The 15,129-nt window shown below is 69.0% G+C and carries 13 protein-coding genes; 4 read left to right on the top strand and 9 right to left on the bottom strand.

Annotated features, from left to right (window positions below; genetic code table 11):
• Position 1: 1 nt before the first annotated feature.
• The 3 genes from recF (at position 2) to ACFYLW_RS11105 (ending at position 4,532) form a co-directional block, all read left to right on the top strand.
• Positions 2 to 1,147: a DNA replication/repair protein RecF gene (gene recF, locus ACFYLW_RS11115; protein WP_313471883.1), complete on the top strand. Its 1,146-nt coding sequence runs from the start codon at positions 2 to 4 to the stop codon at positions 1,145 to 1,147.
• Between the two features lie 277 nt (positions 1,148 to 1,424).
• A complete protein-coding gene (gyrB, locus tag ACFYLW_RS11110; protein WP_312065933.1) occupies positions 1,425 to 3,854 on the top strand; it encodes a DNA topoisomerase (ATP-hydrolyzing) subunit B in 2,430 nt (809 codons plus the stop codon).
• A 207-nt stretch (positions 3,855 to 4,061) separates the two neighbouring features.
• The gene (locus ACFYLW_RS11105) at positions 4,062 to 4,532 is read left to right on the top strand and encodes a peptidase S1 (RefSeq protein ID WP_312065934.1); all 471 of its coding nucleotides are present in this window, start codon (positions 4,062 to 4,064) and stop codon (positions 4,530 to 4,532) included.
• 26 nt (positions 4,533 to 4,558) lie between these two features.
• Here ACFYLW_RS11105 and ACFYLW_RS11100 read toward each other — a convergent pair whose 3' ends face one another.
• From ACFYLW_RS11100 to ACFYLW_RS11080, 5 genes are all read right to left on the bottom strand, one after another.
• Positions 4,559 to 4,852 (bottom strand): HPr family phosphocarrier protein, encoded by a 294-nt coding sequence (locus tag ACFYLW_RS11100; protein ID WP_292085092.1) that lies wholly within the window; start codon positions 4,850 to 4,852, stop codon positions 4,559 to 4,561.
• Positions 4,849 to 5,253, bottom strand: coding sequence for a PTS sugar transporter subunit IIA (locus ACFYLW_RS11095; protein ID WP_292085094.1), 405 nt, complete (start codon positions 5,251 to 5,253; stop codon positions 4,849 to 4,851). Before ACFYLW_RS11095 ends, ACFYLW_RS11100 begins: the two co-directional genes overlap by 4 nt.
• A gap of 108 nt (positions 5,254 to 5,361) precedes the next feature.
• Positions 5,362 to 5,793 (bottom strand): serine kinase, encoded by a 432-nt coding sequence (locus ACFYLW_RS11090; protein ID WP_312065935.1) that lies wholly within the window; start codon positions 5,791 to 5,793, stop codon positions 5,362 to 5,364.
• On the bottom strand, positions 5,790 to 7,400 hold the full coding sequence (locus ACFYLW_RS11085) for an ATP-binding protein (RefSeq protein WP_312065936.1): 1,611 nt from the start codon (positions 7,398 to 7,400) through the stop codon (positions 5,790 to 5,792). The genes ACFYLW_RS11090 and ACFYLW_RS11085 overlap by 4 nt, the downstream gene beginning before the upstream one ends.
• Positions 7,369 to 8,073 (bottom strand): response regulator transcription factor, encoded by a 705-nt coding sequence (locus tag ACFYLW_RS11080; RefSeq protein WP_292085097.1) that lies wholly within the window; start codon positions 8,071 to 8,073, stop codon positions 7,369 to 7,371. The genes ACFYLW_RS11085 and ACFYLW_RS11080 overlap by 32 nt, the downstream gene beginning before the upstream one ends.
• A 222-nt stretch (positions 8,074 to 8,295) precedes the next feature.
• Here ACFYLW_RS11080 and ACFYLW_RS11075 point away from each other — a divergent pair, with 222 nt between their 5' ends.
• Positions 8,296 to 10,008, top strand: coding sequence for a hypothetical protein (locus ACFYLW_RS11075; RefSeq protein WP_390182996.1), 1,713 nt, complete (start codon positions 8,296 to 8,298; stop codon positions 10,006 to 10,008).
• 6 nt (positions 10,009 to 10,014) lie between these two features.
• On the opposite strand, the gene ACFYLW_RS11070 is transcribed toward ACFYLW_RS11075, so the two are convergent.
• The 4 genes from ACFYLW_RS11070 to polA form a co-directional block, all read right to left on the bottom strand.
• Positions 10,015 to 10,374, bottom strand: a complete 360-nt coding sequence (locus ACFYLW_RS11070; protein ID WP_312065341.1) for a zf-TFIIB domain-containing protein — start codon at positions 10,372 to 10,374, stop codon at positions 10,015 to 10,017.
• A gap of 143 nt (positions 10,375 to 10,517) precedes the next feature.
• Positions 10,518 to 11,738 (bottom strand): NAD(P)/FAD-dependent oxidoreductase, encoded by a 1,221-nt coding sequence (locus tag ACFYLW_RS11065; RefSeq protein WP_312065340.1) that lies wholly within the window; start codon positions 11,736 to 11,738, stop codon positions 10,518 to 10,520.
• Positions 11,739 to 11,788: 50 nt separating this feature from the next.
• Positions 11,789 to 12,097 (bottom strand): GNAT family N-acetyltransferase, encoded by a 309-nt coding sequence (locus ACFYLW_RS11060; RefSeq protein WP_292085102.1) that lies wholly within the window; start codon positions 12,095 to 12,097, stop codon positions 11,789 to 11,791.
• A 20-nt stretch (positions 12,098 to 12,117) separates the two neighbouring features.
• Complete coding sequence (polA, locus tag ACFYLW_RS11055) at positions 12,118 to 15,021, bottom strand: DNA polymerase I (protein WP_312065339.1); 2,904 nt, start codon at positions 15,019 to 15,021, stop codon at positions 12,118 to 12,120.
• Between the last annotated feature and the right edge of the window lie 108 nt (positions 15,022 to 15,129).

Here is a 15,129-nt window from a genome sequence, read left to right as displayed (position 1 = left end):
TGTGATCACCTCCCTCGCCCTCACTGACTTCCGTTCCTATGCGAGCGCCAGCCTGCCGGTTTCCGGCGGGGCCGTGGTGCTGCATGGGCCGAACGGGGCGGGCAAGACCAATCTGCTGGAGGCCATCAGCCTGCTGACCCCCGGCAAGGGTCTGCGCGGGGCGACGGCGCAGGAGATGGGGCGGCGCGAGCCGGGCGAGGCCGTGGGTCGGGCCTGGGCCGTCATGGTGACGCTGGATGAAGACGGCGAAGAGGTTCGTCTGGGCACCGGCGTGCAGACGCCGGGGACGGCAAGGCGCATCGTCCGCATCGACGGCGAGACGGCCCCGCCGGGACGGCTGCTGGATCACCTGCGTCCCGTCTGGGCCACGCCCGAGCAGGACCGTTTGTTTTCCGACGCGCGGGCGGGGCGGTTGCGCTTCTTCGATCGGCTGGTCTTCGCCGCTGATCCCGACCATGCGGCCACGGTCTCGACCTATGAAAAGGCCCTGCGCGAGCGGCTGAAGCTGCTGACCGACGGGGCGGAGGGAAGGCCCGCGGATCCTCTGTGGCTGGATGCTCTTGAGGCGCGGCTGTCCGAAGTCGGGGCGCGGGCCGCCCTGGCGCGGACGCGGGCGCTGGCGGCGCTGCAGGCGGGCATCGACGCCCGCGACGACCGGCCCTTCCCCCAGGCCGACCTGGGTCTGAGCGGCCCGGCCGAAGAAATGGCGGCGACGGGGGCGGACGAGGCGGACATCCTGGCCATGCTGGGCGAGGGCTTCATGCGGGCGCGTGGGCGCGACGCCGCCGCCGGACGCTCGCTGTTCGGGCCGCATCGCTCGGACCTGACGGCGCTGCATCGCGAGAAGAACCGCCCCGCCGCCGAGGGGTCCTCGGGCGAGCAGAAGGCCCTGGTGCTGAACCTGATCCTGGCCCAGGTCGGGCGGCTGGCGGATCAGCGAGCACAACCTGTCCTGCTGCTGGACGAGGCCCCAGCCCATCTCGACGAGGCCCGTCGCGCCGCCCTGTTCGACGAGATCGAGGCCCTGCAGCTGCAGGCCTTCATGACCGGCACCGAGCGCAGTCTGTTCGCCGCCCTGGAGGGGCGGGCGCAGTTCGTGAGCGTGGAGGGCGGGGCGCTGCTTTCTCCTTCTCCCCTTGAGGGATGAGGTGGCTCGCGCAGCGAGACGGATGAGGGGTGACGGCGGCGTCGGTAACGTATTTCGCCCCCGTCCTGCCTTCTCCTGAAACCTCGCGCTGACACCCCTCATCCGAGCGCCTTCGGCGCCCACCTTCTCCCTCAAGGGGAGAAGGACAAAGAGTGGCTTTTCCCGTCAAATTTCCTATATGTTATCGGCGTCGGGGCGTGGTGAATTGCGGCCTGACGCGGATGGCCCGAGGGCCGTCTTTTCCCTGTCCGTCCGCGGACCCTGAGCCGACGTTTTCATGACCGACCAGACCGAGACTTCGCCGGAATACGGCGCCGATTCCATCAAGGTTCTCAAAGGCCTGGACGCGGTCCGCAAGCGCCCCGGCATGTATATCGGCGACACCGACGACGGCTCGGGCCTGCACCACATGGTCTATGAGGTGGTGGACAACGCCATCGACGAGGCCCTGGCGGGTCACGCCGACCTGGTGACGGTCACCCTGAACGAGGACGGTTCGGTCACCGTGACCGACAACGGGCGGGGCATCCCGACCGCCATCCACGCCGAGGAAGGCGTTTCGGCCGCCGAGGTCATCATGACCCAGCTGCACGCCGGCGGTAAGTTCGATCAGAACTCCTACAAGGTGTCGGGCGGCCTGCACGGCGTGGGCGTCTCCGTGGTCAACGCCCTGTCCGACTGGCTGGAGCTGGTCATCTATCGCGAGGGCAAGAAGCACAGCGTCCGTTTCGAGCGCGGCGAGACCGTGCGTGCGCTGGCGGTCATCGGCGAGGCGCCGATGCGCGAGGACAAGGGCCGCCTGCTGACCGGCACCGAGGTCACCTTCTATCCGTCGGTCACCACCTTCAGCCACATCGACTTCGACCTGAAGACGCTGGAGCACCGCCTGCGCGAGCTGGCCTTCCTGAACTCGGGCGTGGTCATCAAGCTGTCGGATCATCGCGGCGCCGAGCCGGTCGAGATCATGCTGCACTATGAGGGCGGCGTCGAAGCCTTCGTGCGCCACCTCGACAAGTCCAAGACGCCGATCCTGAAGGACGTCATCGTCATTCGCGGCCAGAAGGACGGCATCGAGCTGGACCTGGCCCTGTGGTGGAACGACAGCTACCACGAGACCATGCTGTGCTTCACCAACAACATCCCGCAGCGGGATGGGGGCACCCACCTGTCGGCTTTCCGCGCCAGCCTGACCCGCGTCATGGGCAGCTATATCGAGAGCTCGGGCCTGGCCAAGAAGGAGAAGGTCGCGCCGACCGGCGAGGACGCCCGTGAAGGCCTGACCTGCGTCCTGTCGGTCAAGGTGCCGGATCCCAAGTTCAGCTCGCAGACCAAGGACAAGCTGGTTTCAAGCGAGGTGCGTCCGGCGGTCGAGAGCCTGTGCTCGGAAGGCCTGTCGACCTGGTTCGAGGAGCACCCCGTCGAAGCCAAGATGATCGTGTCCAAGATCATCGAAGCGGCGTCCGCCCGTGAAGCCGCCCGCAAGGCGCGCGACCTGACGCGGCGCAAGTCGGCGCTGGAAATCAGCAGCCTGCCCGGCAAGCTGGCCGACTGTCAGGAACGCGATCCGGCCAAGTCTGAATTGTTTATCGTCGAGGGTGATTCCGCAGGCGGCTCGGCCAAGCAGGCGCGCAACCGCGAGAACCAGGCCGTCCTGCCCCTGCGCGGCAAGATCCTGAACGTCGAGCGCGCGCGCTTTGACCGGATGCTGTCGTCCGACCTGATCGGCACGCTCATTCTGGCGCTCGGCACCGGCATCGGCCGCGACGACTTCAACGCCGACAAGCTGCGCTATCACAAGATCATCCTGATGGCCGACGCCGACGTCGACGGCGCCCACATCCGCACCCTGCTGCTGACCTTCTTCTATCGTCAGATGCCGGAGCTGATCGAACGCGGCCACGTCTATATCGCCCAGCCGCCGCTCTATAAGGTCTCCAAGGGCAAGCAGCACCGCTACGTCAAGGACCAGGCGGAGATGGACGCCTACCTGATCGAGGAAGGCTGCGCCGACGCCGAGCTGGACCTGTCGACCGGCGAGCGCCGCATGGGTCTGGACCTTCAGGCCCTGGTGCGCGAGGCCAAGGCCTTCAAGGCCCTGGTCGACCGTCTGGCCGCCCGCGCTCCGGCCTTCGCCATCGAGCAGGGCGCCCTGGCCGGCCTGTTCACCGAGAGCGCCGGCGAACTGGAGACGCGCGCCGCCAACGCCGCGACGCGTCTGAACCTCTATGCCGAGGAGGGCGACGGCCCCTGGTCGGGCGACCGCGCCGAGCAGGGCGGGGTGGTGTTCAGTCGCGTCCGCCGCGCCGTCAGCGAGACCATCGTCCTGGACGAACAACTGGGCCGCTCGCTGGACGCCCGCCGTCTGGCCGAACGCGCCGCGACCTTCGAGGGCCTGTTCGATCAGCCCGCCGTCTATCGCCGCAAGGACAAGACCACGACGATCCGCGGGCCCCTGGACCTGCTGAACGCCGTGCTGGACGCCGGCAAGAAGGGCATGGCCATCCAGCGTTACAAGGGTCTGGGCGAGATGAACCCGGAGCAGCTGTGGGAGACGACGCTGGACGTCAACGCCCGCACCCTGCTGCAGGTCAAGGTCGAGCACGGCGACGACGCCGACGACCTGTTCGCCAAGCTGATGGGCGACGTGGTGGAGCCTCGCCGCGAGTTCATCCAGGACAACGCCCTGGACGCCGCCGTCGACGTCTGACGACGGGACCAATGCAGATCGGCTTGACGGGTCGCCCCTTTCGGGGCGGCCCGTTTTCGCATCGGGACGGCCATGGCCGGGCAGAAGTCTTTCGTGGCTGAATTGTGACTTTTTCGTGTTGTGCTTGCGGCGTCTTGACGCATGGCGGGGTGCGGCGCATCCCTAACGGGGTTCGATGAATGCTCCGGGCTGGGGCGGGAGAGGCTGATGAGAAACATGGTGTTCGCGGGCGCGGCGGCGCTGGTGCTTGGATCGGTTTCGCCGGGGGCCGTGGCGCAGGATTCCAGCAAGACGGCCACCTATGGCGAGATCGTCCTGCGGGCCGGTTTCACGCCGGATCCCTATCGGGTGTCGGTGACGGCGGGCGGCGCGATCGACGCCTACAAGGACACGCCCCTGCCGGCGGCCTGCGTCGGCAATGTCGCTGACGCTCCCGATTTCGAGGTGACCTACGAGGCCGGTCGCCTGCCTCTGGTGTTCCGCACCCTGTCCTCGGTGGACACGACCCTGATCATCAATGGGCCGGACGGCAGCTGGTCGTGCGACGACGACAGCTATGGCGACGGCGACGCCCAGGTGCGCTTCGACAAGCCGCGCAGCGGCGCCTACGATGTCTGGATCGGCACCTTCGGCGGCGGCACGGCCAATGCCACCCTGCTGATCACCGAGACGCCCTGAGCAGGCCGAGGTGAAGCGGCGAGGGCCTACTGGTCCTCGTCGAACTTGCGGGCGACCAGGTCGCTGAGGGCCTCTAGGGCTTCGGCCGCATCGACGCCCTCGGCCTCGATCTCGACGCCGCAGCCGATGCCGGCGCCCAGCATCAGCAGGCCCATGATCGAGCGGGCGTCCACGGTGACGCCGTCGCGGGTGACGCGGATTTCGGATTCGAAGCTGGAGGCCAGCTTGACGAACTTGGCCGAGGCGCGGGCGTGCAGGCCGCGCTGATTGCAGATGCCGACGGTGACCTGCATGGGACCCGAGGTGGAAGCGTCGCTCATTTTTCCCCCGCCAGGACCCAGGACGCCACCGAGATGTATTTGCGCCCCGCGTCCTGCGCATGGGCGACGCAGGTCTCCAGGTCTTCGCGTCCGCGCACGCTGGCCAGCTTGATCAGCATGGGCAGGTTCAGCCCGGCGATGACCTCGGCATGGGTCTGCTCCATCACCGAAATGGCCAGGTTGGAGGGCGTGCCGCCGAACATGTCGGTCAGCAGGATCACGCCGTCGCCGTCGTTGACGGCCGCGGCGGCGTCGACGATGTCGCGGCGGCGCCGCTCCATGTCGTCTTCGGGGCCGATGCAGATTGCGGCCACGCCCCGTTGCGGGCCGACCACGTGCTCCATCGCCGCCAGGAATTCAGAGGCCAGGCCCCCGTGGGTGACGATCACCAGCCCGATCATGAAGGCTTCACCAAGACAATACGCCCCGCGCTTCTGCTCTCAGCGAACGCCCCTGGGGCGCCCGGACTGATCTGCAAGCCGGCCTTCATAGGCCAATCGCGCGCCGGTTCAAAGAGCGGCCAGCGCGGTTGCGACCACCTGACCCGCCGAGGCGGGGCGCGGGTCGAGCCGCAGGCGCGGAATCGTCACGCCCTCCCAGGTCCAGAAGGCGGGCTCTGGCAGGCGCTCGATCGCCTCATGGGCGCCCTGAACGGCCAGAACGATGCGCGCCAGCGGATGGGCCCGGGCGCCGAGGATGCCCAGGCCGCGCACCTCGATCCGGCCGGCGATCGCCGCCGGGGCGGCGGCGTAGAGGGCGCTGTCCGAGGCCCAGACATGGGTCCAGTCGTCGGCGATCAGCCGCCAGCCGTGACCGATCAGCCGCAGGGCCAGATCGCTCTTGCCGACGCCGGACGGTCCCTGGATCAGGACGCCGCGCCAGCCTTGAGGCGTGTGGCGGGCCACGGCGGTGGCGTGGAGGGGTTGCATGGGTGCGGTCATGGGCGTCGTCCGGCCAGGGGCAGAAGGACTTCGAAGCGGGCGCCGACGACGGCGCCGTTCTCGCCGGTACGGTTCTCGGCGTGGACGCGGCCGCCATGGGCGTCGACGATCTGGCGCACGATGGACAGCCCGAGGCCCGAGTTGGCGCCGAAGGCGGTGCCCTTGGGCCGCGAGGTATAGAAGCGCTCGAACACTGTCTCGAGGTTCTCCGGCGGGATGCCGGGGCCGTCGTCCTCGACGCGGATGCGCAGGGGCAGGTCCGGGCGGCTATCGTCGCGTTCAAGCCGGACGCGGACCTCGCCGTCGGCGGGGCTGAAGGAGCGGGCGTTGTCGATCAGGTTTCGGAACACCTGACCCAGGGGGATGTCGCGCCCCAGAACGCGCGCCGCCTCGGCCGTCGAGGCGAAGCGCACGCGGGCCTCGCCCGGCTTCTGGCCGCCCTCATAGACGGCGATGATGTCGCCCAGCAGCTCGTTCAGGTCGATCACGCGCGGCCGGTCGCGCGACAGTTCGGCGTCCAGGCGCGAGGCGTTGGAGATGTCGGTGATCAGCCGGTCCAGGCGCCGCACGTCCTGCTGCAGCAGATTGGTCAGGCGCTGACGCTGCTCGTCCGTCTTGACCAGGGGCAGGGTCTCCAGCGCCGAGCGGATCGAGGTGAGGGGATTCTTGATCTCGTGGCTGACGTCGGCGGCGAAACGTTCGATGGCGTCCATCCGCGTCGACAGGGTGTCGGTCATCGATTCCAGGGCGCGGGCCAGGTCGCCGATCTCGTCCTTGCGGTCCTCGAGGTCGGGCAGGGAGATGGCGCGGGCGCGTTGCAGGCGCACCTGGTCCGCCGCCGCTGACAGGCGCATGACGGGCCGCGCGACGAACATGTGCAGCACCAGGGCGGACAGCAGGTTCACCGCCAGGGCCACCAGGGCGAAGGGAGTCAGGGCGCGGCGCTGGGCGGCCAGGGTTTCGTCGACGTCGCCGGCTTCCAGCGTCAGCACGCCCAGCACCTGCTGGACATGGCGCACGGGCAGGGAGACGGAGACGACCCGGTCTCCGTTTTCGTTGCGGCGGATGTCGGCCTGGGGCGCGCCTTGCAGGGCGCGCTCGACCTCGGCCGAGAGGTCGGCGTTGGCGCGGGTCAGGCGGGCCTCCTCGCGCGGCGAGGGCCCGCTGGGCGCCAGGGCGGTGCCGGCGGGATTGGCAGGGGGCAGGGTCTCGCCCGGAATGGCGTCGGTCACGACGAAGCTGTCCGAGACCAGGAGGCCGTCCTGATCATAAAGGCGCGCGCGCTGGCCTTCTGGAATGAAGTTGTCGCGCAGCCACAGCCCGGCCGCGCCGGGGTCCAGCGCCGGATAGGGCTCGCCCCGGGTGATGCCCAGCTCGCCCAACACATTGGCCAGCAGTTCCGCCTGAACCGAGAGGGATTCCTGGCGGGCCTCGATCAGGCCGCGCCGCCATTCGTTCAGCGCCAGGGCGCCGCCGAAGAGGATCAGCAGGCTGAGCAGGTTGAGCGCAAGAATGAACCCGCCGAGGCGCGACCCGCCGAAGCGGAATCGACGCCGCAGCCGACCGTCCTCGGCCTCAGCTTTCGCGGTAGCGGTAGCCGACGCCATACAGGGTCTCGATCGCGTCGAACTCGGGATCGACGACCCGGAACTTCTTGCGCATGCGCTTGACGTGGCTGTCGATGGTGCGGTCGTCGACATAGACCTGATCGTCGTAGGCGGCGTCCATCAGGCTGTCGCGGCTCTTCACGAAGCCGGGCCGCTGGGCCAGGGCCTGAAGCAGCAGGAACTCGGTGACGGTCAGCTTGACCGGCTTGCCGTCCCAGGTGCTTTCGTGGCGCGCCGGGTCCATCGACAGCTTGCCGCGCTTGATGGCCTTGCCGGCGGCTTCGGCCGCGGTCTCGATCTCGCCGCCGTCGGCGCCGGTGCGGCGCAGCAGGGCCTTGACCCGTTCGATCAGAAGGCGCTGGCTGAAGGGCTTGTGGATGTAGTCGTCGGCGCCGAGGTTGAAGCCGAGGATCTCGTCGATCTCCTCGTCCTTGGACGTCAGCATGATGACCGGCAACTGCGAGGTCTGGCGCAGGCGACGCAGCACCTCCATCCCGTCCATGCGCGGCATCTTCACGTCCAGGATCGCCAGATCCGGGGGCGTGGTCTCCAGGGCCTCAAGGCCCGAGGCGCCGTCATGATAGGCCGTGACCTTGTGGCCGTGGCTTTCGAGGGCCAGGGACACGGAGGCGACGATGTTCTCGTCGTCGTCGACCAGAGTGATGTTGGCCAAAGGCTTCTCCTGAGTGCGGGCGGCGGCGGTCGTTCGATCATCCGTCGCGTGTTTTTGGCTCAACGCGCGACAAGCGTAACCGTTCTATTCCATCGTGGTGACATTACGGCCACAGCAAATGGTTCGCCAGAGCCTGTCTTTCAACCTTGGCGGGGAAAAGGCGAAACCTCGCCTTAAAGCCTCCGGGCGCAGGGTGACGGGCTGATACGCGCGAAAGACGCCATGGCCGGTCCGGTTCACTACGAAATCTACATCCGCAAGACGCCGCCGGCGTCCTGGTCGCTGTCGATGGCGACCGAGGACCGCAAGACGGCGATCGAGACGGCCGAGGACCTGCTGCGCGACGGCCAGGCCTGCGCAGTGCGCGTGACCAAGGAGACGCTGGACCCCGACACCATGGAGTTCGCCAGCGTCGTTGTCCTGACGCGCGGCGCGCCCGAGGTGAAGCGCAAGACGCCGTTGCCCGAGGACAGCCGCGGTCCCAGCTGCCGCGGCGTTCAGGACCTCTACGCGCCGCACGCCCGCGACCTGCTGGGTCGGGTGCTGGAGGACTGGCTGAACCGCCAGGGGGCGACGGCCTTCGAACTGCTGCACCGTCCAGACCTGGCCGAGCGGCTGGAGGCCTCGGGCGTCGAGCTGCAGCACGCCATCCAGAAGGTGGCCGTACCGGAAAGCCAGCACACCGGCCAGCCGGTGCATGATCTGGTGCGTCACTATCAGCGGCTGGCCGAACAGGCGATCGAGCGCCTGCTGCAGGCCGGCCGTCGCAAGCAGTTTCCCAGTCTGGCCGAGCGCTCGGTCGCCGATGTGGCGCACCGGCTGAACGGCTCGCCTGACCGCGCCTTCATCATGGGCGGGGTGGTCGCCGGAGCTCTGAAGGGCCTGGTCGGGGCGCGGGCGCGGCTGGACCGGCTGATGGACCTTTGCGACCGGGCGCCCGCCGACGGCCAGCCCCGCGCCCTGGTGCTGGTGCCGGTCGAGCAGATCCTGTGCGAACTGCTGACGTCGCGGGCCAGCCTGGCGCAGATCGTCGGTCCGGCTCTGGATCAGGGCTCCAGCCTGGCGGCGGTGGTGCGGATGGTGGCCCCGCGCGAGATCGCGGCCCTTGTGGCGCACGACCCCCGGCTGGCGTTGCTGATCCCGCCGGTCGAGGGCGGCCCGGCCCGTCTCGGCGAGCGCCTGGCGGCGGGCGAGTTTCCCATATTGGCGGCGGCGCTGGCCCGAACCGTCCTGCGCGAACTGATGAGCCAGCGCCGTCTGCGGCCCGGCGATCCCGAGGGCGAGATCGACATCCTGCGTGCCCTGGCCATGACGCTGACGGCCACGGCGGGGCGGCTGCTGACGCTGGAGGAGGTTCAAAACGCCTTCGTCGAGCGCTCCAAGAGCCTGGTCACCGCCGACTTCGTCGCCGCCTATGTGCGCACTTGCCCCAACATCCTGTGCGAGGTCGAGCGGCTGGCGCGGCTGTGCGAGAACGTCACGGGCGGGGCCAACAAGCGGGCCGCAGCGCGCTGGCTGGACGCCTGCGTCACCTCCCTGCGCTTCGAGACCGAAATGCGGGCCTCGGGCCAGACGCCGGGGCAGAAGCTGCTGGCCCTGGCGGAACTGCAACGGGCCGTGCGCAACGCGGCCCTGTCCGAGCGCGACTGCGAGGCGGTGGCGGCCGCCCTGGGCGCGGTCGGGGGATCGGTCGAGGCGGACGCCCGGCTGACCGCCCAGATCGTTCGCGCGCCGGCGCCCGCGCCGCAGAAGCTGGCGGCCCTGCTGCGGCTGGCGGCGGGCGAGACCGGCCCGACCGGCCCGGTGGCGGATCGGGCCAAGGCCGAGGCGATCAAGCTATTTCGCGCGCCCGAGGTGCGCACCGCCCTGGGCGCGGCCCCCGAGACGGTGCAGACCCTGCGCCCCCTGATGAAGGCGGTCGGCCTGGCCGCCTAGCTCGCGTCAGTCGAAGATGTCGAAGATGTCCATCCGCTTCTTCTTCTTGCGGTAGTGGTAGTCGTCGTCGCGGCGACGATCGTCCTTGTAGCGCGGCGGCTCGCGATAACCCTGAGGCTGGCCGCCCCAGGGTTGCTGCATGGGTTGCTGCATGGGTTGTTGCGGCGCGGGCTGCTGATAGGTGGGCGGCGGCGCGACCTGTGGGGCGGCGGCGCGGCCCTCTTCGGTCGCGACGGCCATCAGCTTTTCCAGCTCGCCGCGATCCAGCCAGACGCCCCGGCAGGTCGGGCACATGTCGAACTGGACGCCGTTGCGGTCCAGGGTCTGCATGGCGGCGTTGTCGTTGGGGCACATCAACAGGGGCATGGGGTCCTCGTCATCGAATGATGCGGTCCGACATCACGCCGCCGAAGCGCCGCCAGAGGGGCCCGTCCCGCTGGGGACAGAGTTAGGGGCGCGCCGGGCCTGCGACAACGTGCGCAGACGCCGCAGGCGTCAGCAGCCTGAGGTCAGCAGCTCTGGCCGGCGGCCCAGCCTGACGACCAGGCCCATTGGAAGTTGTAGCCCCCAAGCCAGCCGGTGACATCCACCACCTCGCCGATGAAGAAGAGGCCGGGCACGGTCTTGGCTTCCATCGTCTGCTGGTCCAGGGCGGCGGTGTCGACCCCGCCCAGGGTCACCTCGGCGGTGCGATAGCCCTCGGACCCGACCGGCTTGACGGTCCAGGCGTTGACCGTCTCGGCCATGGCCCGCAGCTTCTTGTCGCCGACCTCGGCCAGCTTGCCCGAAAGGCCCTCGCGGGCGCAGACGACCTCGGCCAGACGGCGCGGGATCACGTGGCCGAGCGCCGTGTGCACCGCCTGCTTGCCGTTTTCGGTCTTGGCCGCCAGCAATCGAGCGGCGACGTCCTCGCCGGGGGCCATGTCGACGGTGATCGCCTCGCCCTCGCGCCAGTAGGAGCTGATCTGCAGGATCGACGGACCCGACAGGCCCCGATGGGTGAACAACATTGCTTCTTTGAATCGGGGCCTATCGCCCTTCGGGCTGCTTGAGGCCGGGTTCGGGACGGCTTTGACCACGGCGTCGAGGGCCACGCCCGCCAGCGGTTTCAGCTGTTCCAGCAGGCCGGGCTCGAAGGTCAGGGGAACCAGGGCCGGGCGGGTCTCCGTCACGCGCAGGCCGAACTGGCGGGCGACCTCATAGCCCCAGCCGGTCGCGCCCATCTTGGGGATGGACTTGCCGCCGGTCGCCACCACCAGCGAGGCCGCCGAGACACGCGTCCCGTCGTCCAGATCGACGGTGAAACGCTCGCCGTCGCGGGCGATGGCATTGACGCCGAGGCCCAGCGACAGGGTCACGCCCGCCGCCTTCATCTCGTCCGTCAGCATACGGATGATCTGCTTGGCGCTGTCGTCGCAGAACAGCTGGCCCAGGGTCTTTTCGTGCCAGGCGATGCCGTGGCGCTCGACCATCTTGAGGAAGTCGTGCTGGGTGAACCGCTTCAGCGCCGACAGGGCGAAGCGCGGGTTCTCGCTCAGGAACTCAGCTCCGCTGGTTCTCGTATTGGTGAAGTTGCAGCGTCCGCCGCCCGAGATGCGGATCTTTTCGCCGGGCGCGCGGGCGTGGTCGATCACCCGCACCCGGCGGCCGCGCTTGCCCGCCTCGATGGCGCACATCATGCCGGCCGCGCCGGCGCCGACGATCAGGACGTCGAGATCTGAAGACTTCATCGCCTCGCCCTAGCAGGCGCGAAGCGATGAAGCGACCTCGCAGGTCTTTCTTACAGGCCCAGCGCCGCCCGATAGCCCGAATGCACCAGGTCGGCGTATTCCGGATGCTTCTTCAGGTAGCCGGCGAAGAAGGGGCAGGTCGGCAGGATGACCAGGCCGCGTTCCTTCAGGTCGGCGAGAACGTGCTTGGCCATGCGGCTGGCGATGCCGCGCCCTTCGAGCGGGATCGGCACGATGGTCTCGGTGATCAGCAGCCCGCCCGCGACGGGGTTGTAGATGACCACGGCCGTCTGGCCGTCAACGGTCAGCTCGTAGCGCTTGGCTTCGGTGTTGTCGCGGATCTCGGGGTCCAGGCTCATGTCGGCGTCTTTCATGGGGGCTAGTGGGCGTCGTCCCAGTTGGCGGCGGCCTTGGCCTCGACCACCAGGGGCACGCTGAGGGCGACGGCGGGGTCGGCGGCGCCTTCCATGATCTTGCGGACCACGGCCAGGGCGCGTTCGGCCTCGGCCTCGGGGGCCTCGAAGATCAGTTCGTCGTGGACCTGCAGCAGCATGCGGGTCTTCAGCCCCGCATCCAGCAGGGCGCCCGGCATGCGGATCATGGCGCGGCGGATGATGTCGGCGGCGGCGCCCTGGATCGGGGCGTTGATGGCGGCCCGCTCGCCGAACTGCCGCTCAGCCCCCGACTTGGAATGGATGGCCGGGATGTGGATGCGACGGCCGAAGACGGTGGTAACGAAGCCGTGCTCTTTCACGAAAGCCTTGGTGCGATCCATGTAGGCGCGGATGCCGGGGAAGCGCTCGAAATAGGTCTTGATATAGGCCGCCGCCTCGCCCTGATCGATGCCCAGCTGGGCCGCCAGACCGAAGGCCGAGATGCCGTAGACGATGCCGAAGTTGATGGCCTTGGCCCGGCGGCGGGTCTCGGACGGCATGCCCTCGACCGGCACGCCGAACATCTCCGACGCGGTCGCGGCGTGAATGTCGAGCCCGGCCGTGAAGGCCCGCTTCAGTTCGGGGATGTCACCGATATGGGCCAGCAGACGCAGCTCGATCTGGCTGTAGTCGGCGCTGATCAGCACATGGCCGGGCGAGGCGATGAAGGCCTGACGGATCAGGCGCCCGGTCTCGGTGCGGATCGGGATGTTCTGCAGGTTGGGATCAGACGAGGCCAGACGCCCCGTCGTCGCCGCCGCCAGCTGATAGGAGGTGTGCACCCGGTGCGTGGCCGGATCAGAGGCTGCGACCAGGGCGTCGGTATAGGTGCCCTTGAGCTTGGACAGCTGGCGCCAGTCCAGGATGGCGCGCGGCAGGTCGTGGGTCAGCGCCAGCTCTTCCAGCACGCTGGCCTCGGTGCCCCATTGGCCGCTGGCGGTCTTCTTGCCGCCGGGCAGGTTCATCTCGCCGAACAGGATCTCGCCGATCTGGCGCGGGCTGCCGACGTTGAAGGGACGGCCCGCCAGCTTGTGCGCCTGCTCCTCCAGCTCGGCCATGCGCTGGCCGAAGGTCGAGGACAGGGAGCGCAGACGGTCGGGATCGACCCGCACCCCGTTCAGCTCCATGTCGGCCAGGACGGCGGGCATGCCGCGTTCCAGGGTCTCATAGACGGTGGTCAGGCGTTCGGCCGCCAGGCGCGGTTTCAGCAGCCTGTAGAGGCGCAGGGTGACGTCCGCGTCCTCGGCGGCGTAGCAGGTCGCCGGCTTCAGCTCGACGTGCTTGAAGCTTTTCTGGGCTTTGCCCGTGCCCGCCACGCTCTTGAACGGAATTGGTTCGTGGCCGAGGTGCAGGCGCGCCAGCTCGTCCATACCGTGGCCGTGCAGCCCGCCTTCGAGGACGTAGCTGATCAGCATGGTGTCCTCGATCGGGGCCACGCGGATGCCGCGCCGCGCCATGACGGCGAGGTCGTACTTGATGTTCTGACCGACCTTCAGCACCGCCGGATCTTCCAGCAGGGTCTTGAGGCGCTCCAGGGCGGTGGGCTTGTGGATCTGCGTCAGCGGCTCGCGCGGGGCGCCGCCGCCGAGGTCGAGGCCGAAGTCCAGCCCGCCGTCTCCCGTCGGCTCATGGTCGTGGGTCAGGGGGATGTAGCAGGCCTCGTTCGGCCCGACGGCCAGCGAGACGCCGCACAGCCCGGCGTGGGTGGCCGACAGGGCGTCGGTCTCGGTGTCGAAGCCGATGACCCCGGCGGCGCGGGCGCGGGCGATCCAGCGGTCCAGATCGTCCAGCGTCTGCACGCACTCGTACTTGTCGCGGTCGAAGTCGTGGACGGCGTCGGGCGTCGCGAGCTCGGTCTGGCCGTAGCGCGGCGTGGCGACCGGGGCCGAGGGCTGGCGGGCGAAGGCCGAGCCTTCCTTGGCCGGGGCCTTGCCGTCGCCGACGCGGCGCAGCAGGGAGCGGAACTCCATCCGTTCCAGAAACTCGGACAGCACCGCCGGGTCGGGATCGCGGATCAGGAAGTCGTCGACCGGCTCGGGCGCGGGGGCGTCGCAGGTCAGCTTGACCAGCTCGCGCGACAGACGGATCTGGTCGGCGAAGGCGATCAGGGTCTCGCGGCGCTTGGGTTGCTTGATCTCGCCCGCGCGGGCCAGAAGCGTGTCGAGGTCGCCGTATTCGTGGATCAGCTGGGCCGCCGTCTTGGGGCCGATGCCGGGGGCGCCGGGGACGTTGTCGACGCTGTCGCCGATCAGGGCCTGGACCTCGACCACCTTGTCCGGCGTGACGCCGAACTTCTCGAAGACGGCCTCTTCTTCCAGGCGTCGGTCCTTCATCGGGTCGTACATGACGACGCCGTTCCCGATCAGTTGCATCAGGTCCTTGTCGGAGGAGACGATGACCGCCTCGCCGCCCATGTCGCGGACCTTGCAGGCATAGGTGGCGATCAGGTCGTCGGCCTCATAGCCGGGCAGTTCGACGCCGTGGACGCCGAAGGCGGCGGTCGCCTCGCGCACCAGGGGAAACTGCGGCACCAGGTCCTCGGGCGCCGGCGGGCGGTGGGCCTTGTACTGATCGTAGAGGGTGTTGCGGAAGGTCTTTTCCGAGTGGTCGAAGACGGCGACCAGATGGGTGGGGCCGTCCTCGCCCTTCATGTCGCGGATCAGCTTCCACAGCATGTTGCAGTAGCCCTGCACCGCGCCGACGGGCAGGCCGTCTGACTTGCGCGTCAACGGCGGCAGGGCGTGATAGGCGCGGAAGATATAGGCCGAGGCGTCGATCAGCCACAGCCGGGGCGGCGGTCCGTCCTGGCTCAGGGGGCGGGCGGCGGATTCGATGGGCGCGTCGGTCATGGCGCGAACATAGGGGGCGGCGACGGTCGCGTCATCTGCGCTTCCATTTTCCTCCCCACTGTGTGGGGAGGGGGACCGCGTAGCGGTGGAGGGGCGGCGGCGAACCAA

Source organism: Brevundimonas sp. NPDC007368, from assembly GCF_042869015.1.
Classification (GTDB): domain Bacteria; phylum Pseudomonadota; class Alphaproteobacteria; order Caulobacterales; family Caulobacteraceae; genus Brevundimonas.
The sequence above is the reverse complement of the archived record's forward strand: the minus strand, read 5'-3'. Positions and strand labels throughout refer to the sequence as shown.

Excerpts from the sequence above, each read along its gene's own strand:
- ACFYLW_RS11065 (WP_312065340.1), bottom strand. The coding sequence starts at position 11,738 with ATGAAGTCTTCAGATCTCGACGTCCTGATCGTCGGCGCCGGCGCGGCC.
- ACFYLW_RS11070 (WP_312065341.1), bottom strand. The coding sequence starts at position 10,374 with ATGCCCCTGTTGATGTGCCCCAACGACAACGCCGCCATGCAGACCCTG.
- gyrB (WP_312065933.1), top strand. The coding sequence starts at position 1,425 with ATGACCGACCAGACCGAGACTTCGCCGGAATACGGCGCCGATTCCATC.
- ACFYLW_RS11075 (WP_390182996.1), top strand. The coding sequence starts at position 8,296 with ATGGCCGGTCCGGTTCACTACGAAATCTACATCCGCAAGACGCCGCCG.
- ACFYLW_RS11060 (WP_292085102.1), bottom strand. The coding sequence starts at position 12,097 with ATGAGCCTGGACCCCGAGATCCGCGACAACACCGAAGCCAAGCGCTAC.
- ACFYLW_RS11100 (WP_292085092.1), bottom strand. The coding sequence starts at position 4,852 with ATGAGCGACGCTTCCACCTCGGGTCCCATGCAGGTCACCGTCGGCATC.
- polA (WP_312065339.1), bottom strand. The coding sequence starts at position 15,021 with ATGACCGACGCGCCCATCGAATCCGCCGCCCGCCCCCTGAGCCAGGAC.
- ACFYLW_RS11095 (WP_292085094.1), bottom strand. The coding sequence starts at position 5,253 with ATGATCGGGCTGGTGATCGTCACCCACGGGGGCCTGGCCTCTGAATTC.
- ACFYLW_RS11090 (WP_312065935.1), bottom strand. The coding sequence starts at position 5,793 with ATGACCGCACCCATGCAACCCCTCCACGCCACCGCCGTGGCCCGCCAC.
- ACFYLW_RS11085 (WP_312065936.1), bottom strand. The coding sequence starts at position 7,400 with ATGGCGTCGGCTACCGCTACCGCGAAAGCTGAGGCCGAGGACGGTCGG.
- ACFYLW_RS11105 (WP_312065934.1), top strand. The coding sequence starts at position 4,062 with ATGAGAAACATGGTGTTCGCGGGCGCGGCGGCGCTGGTGCTTGGATCG.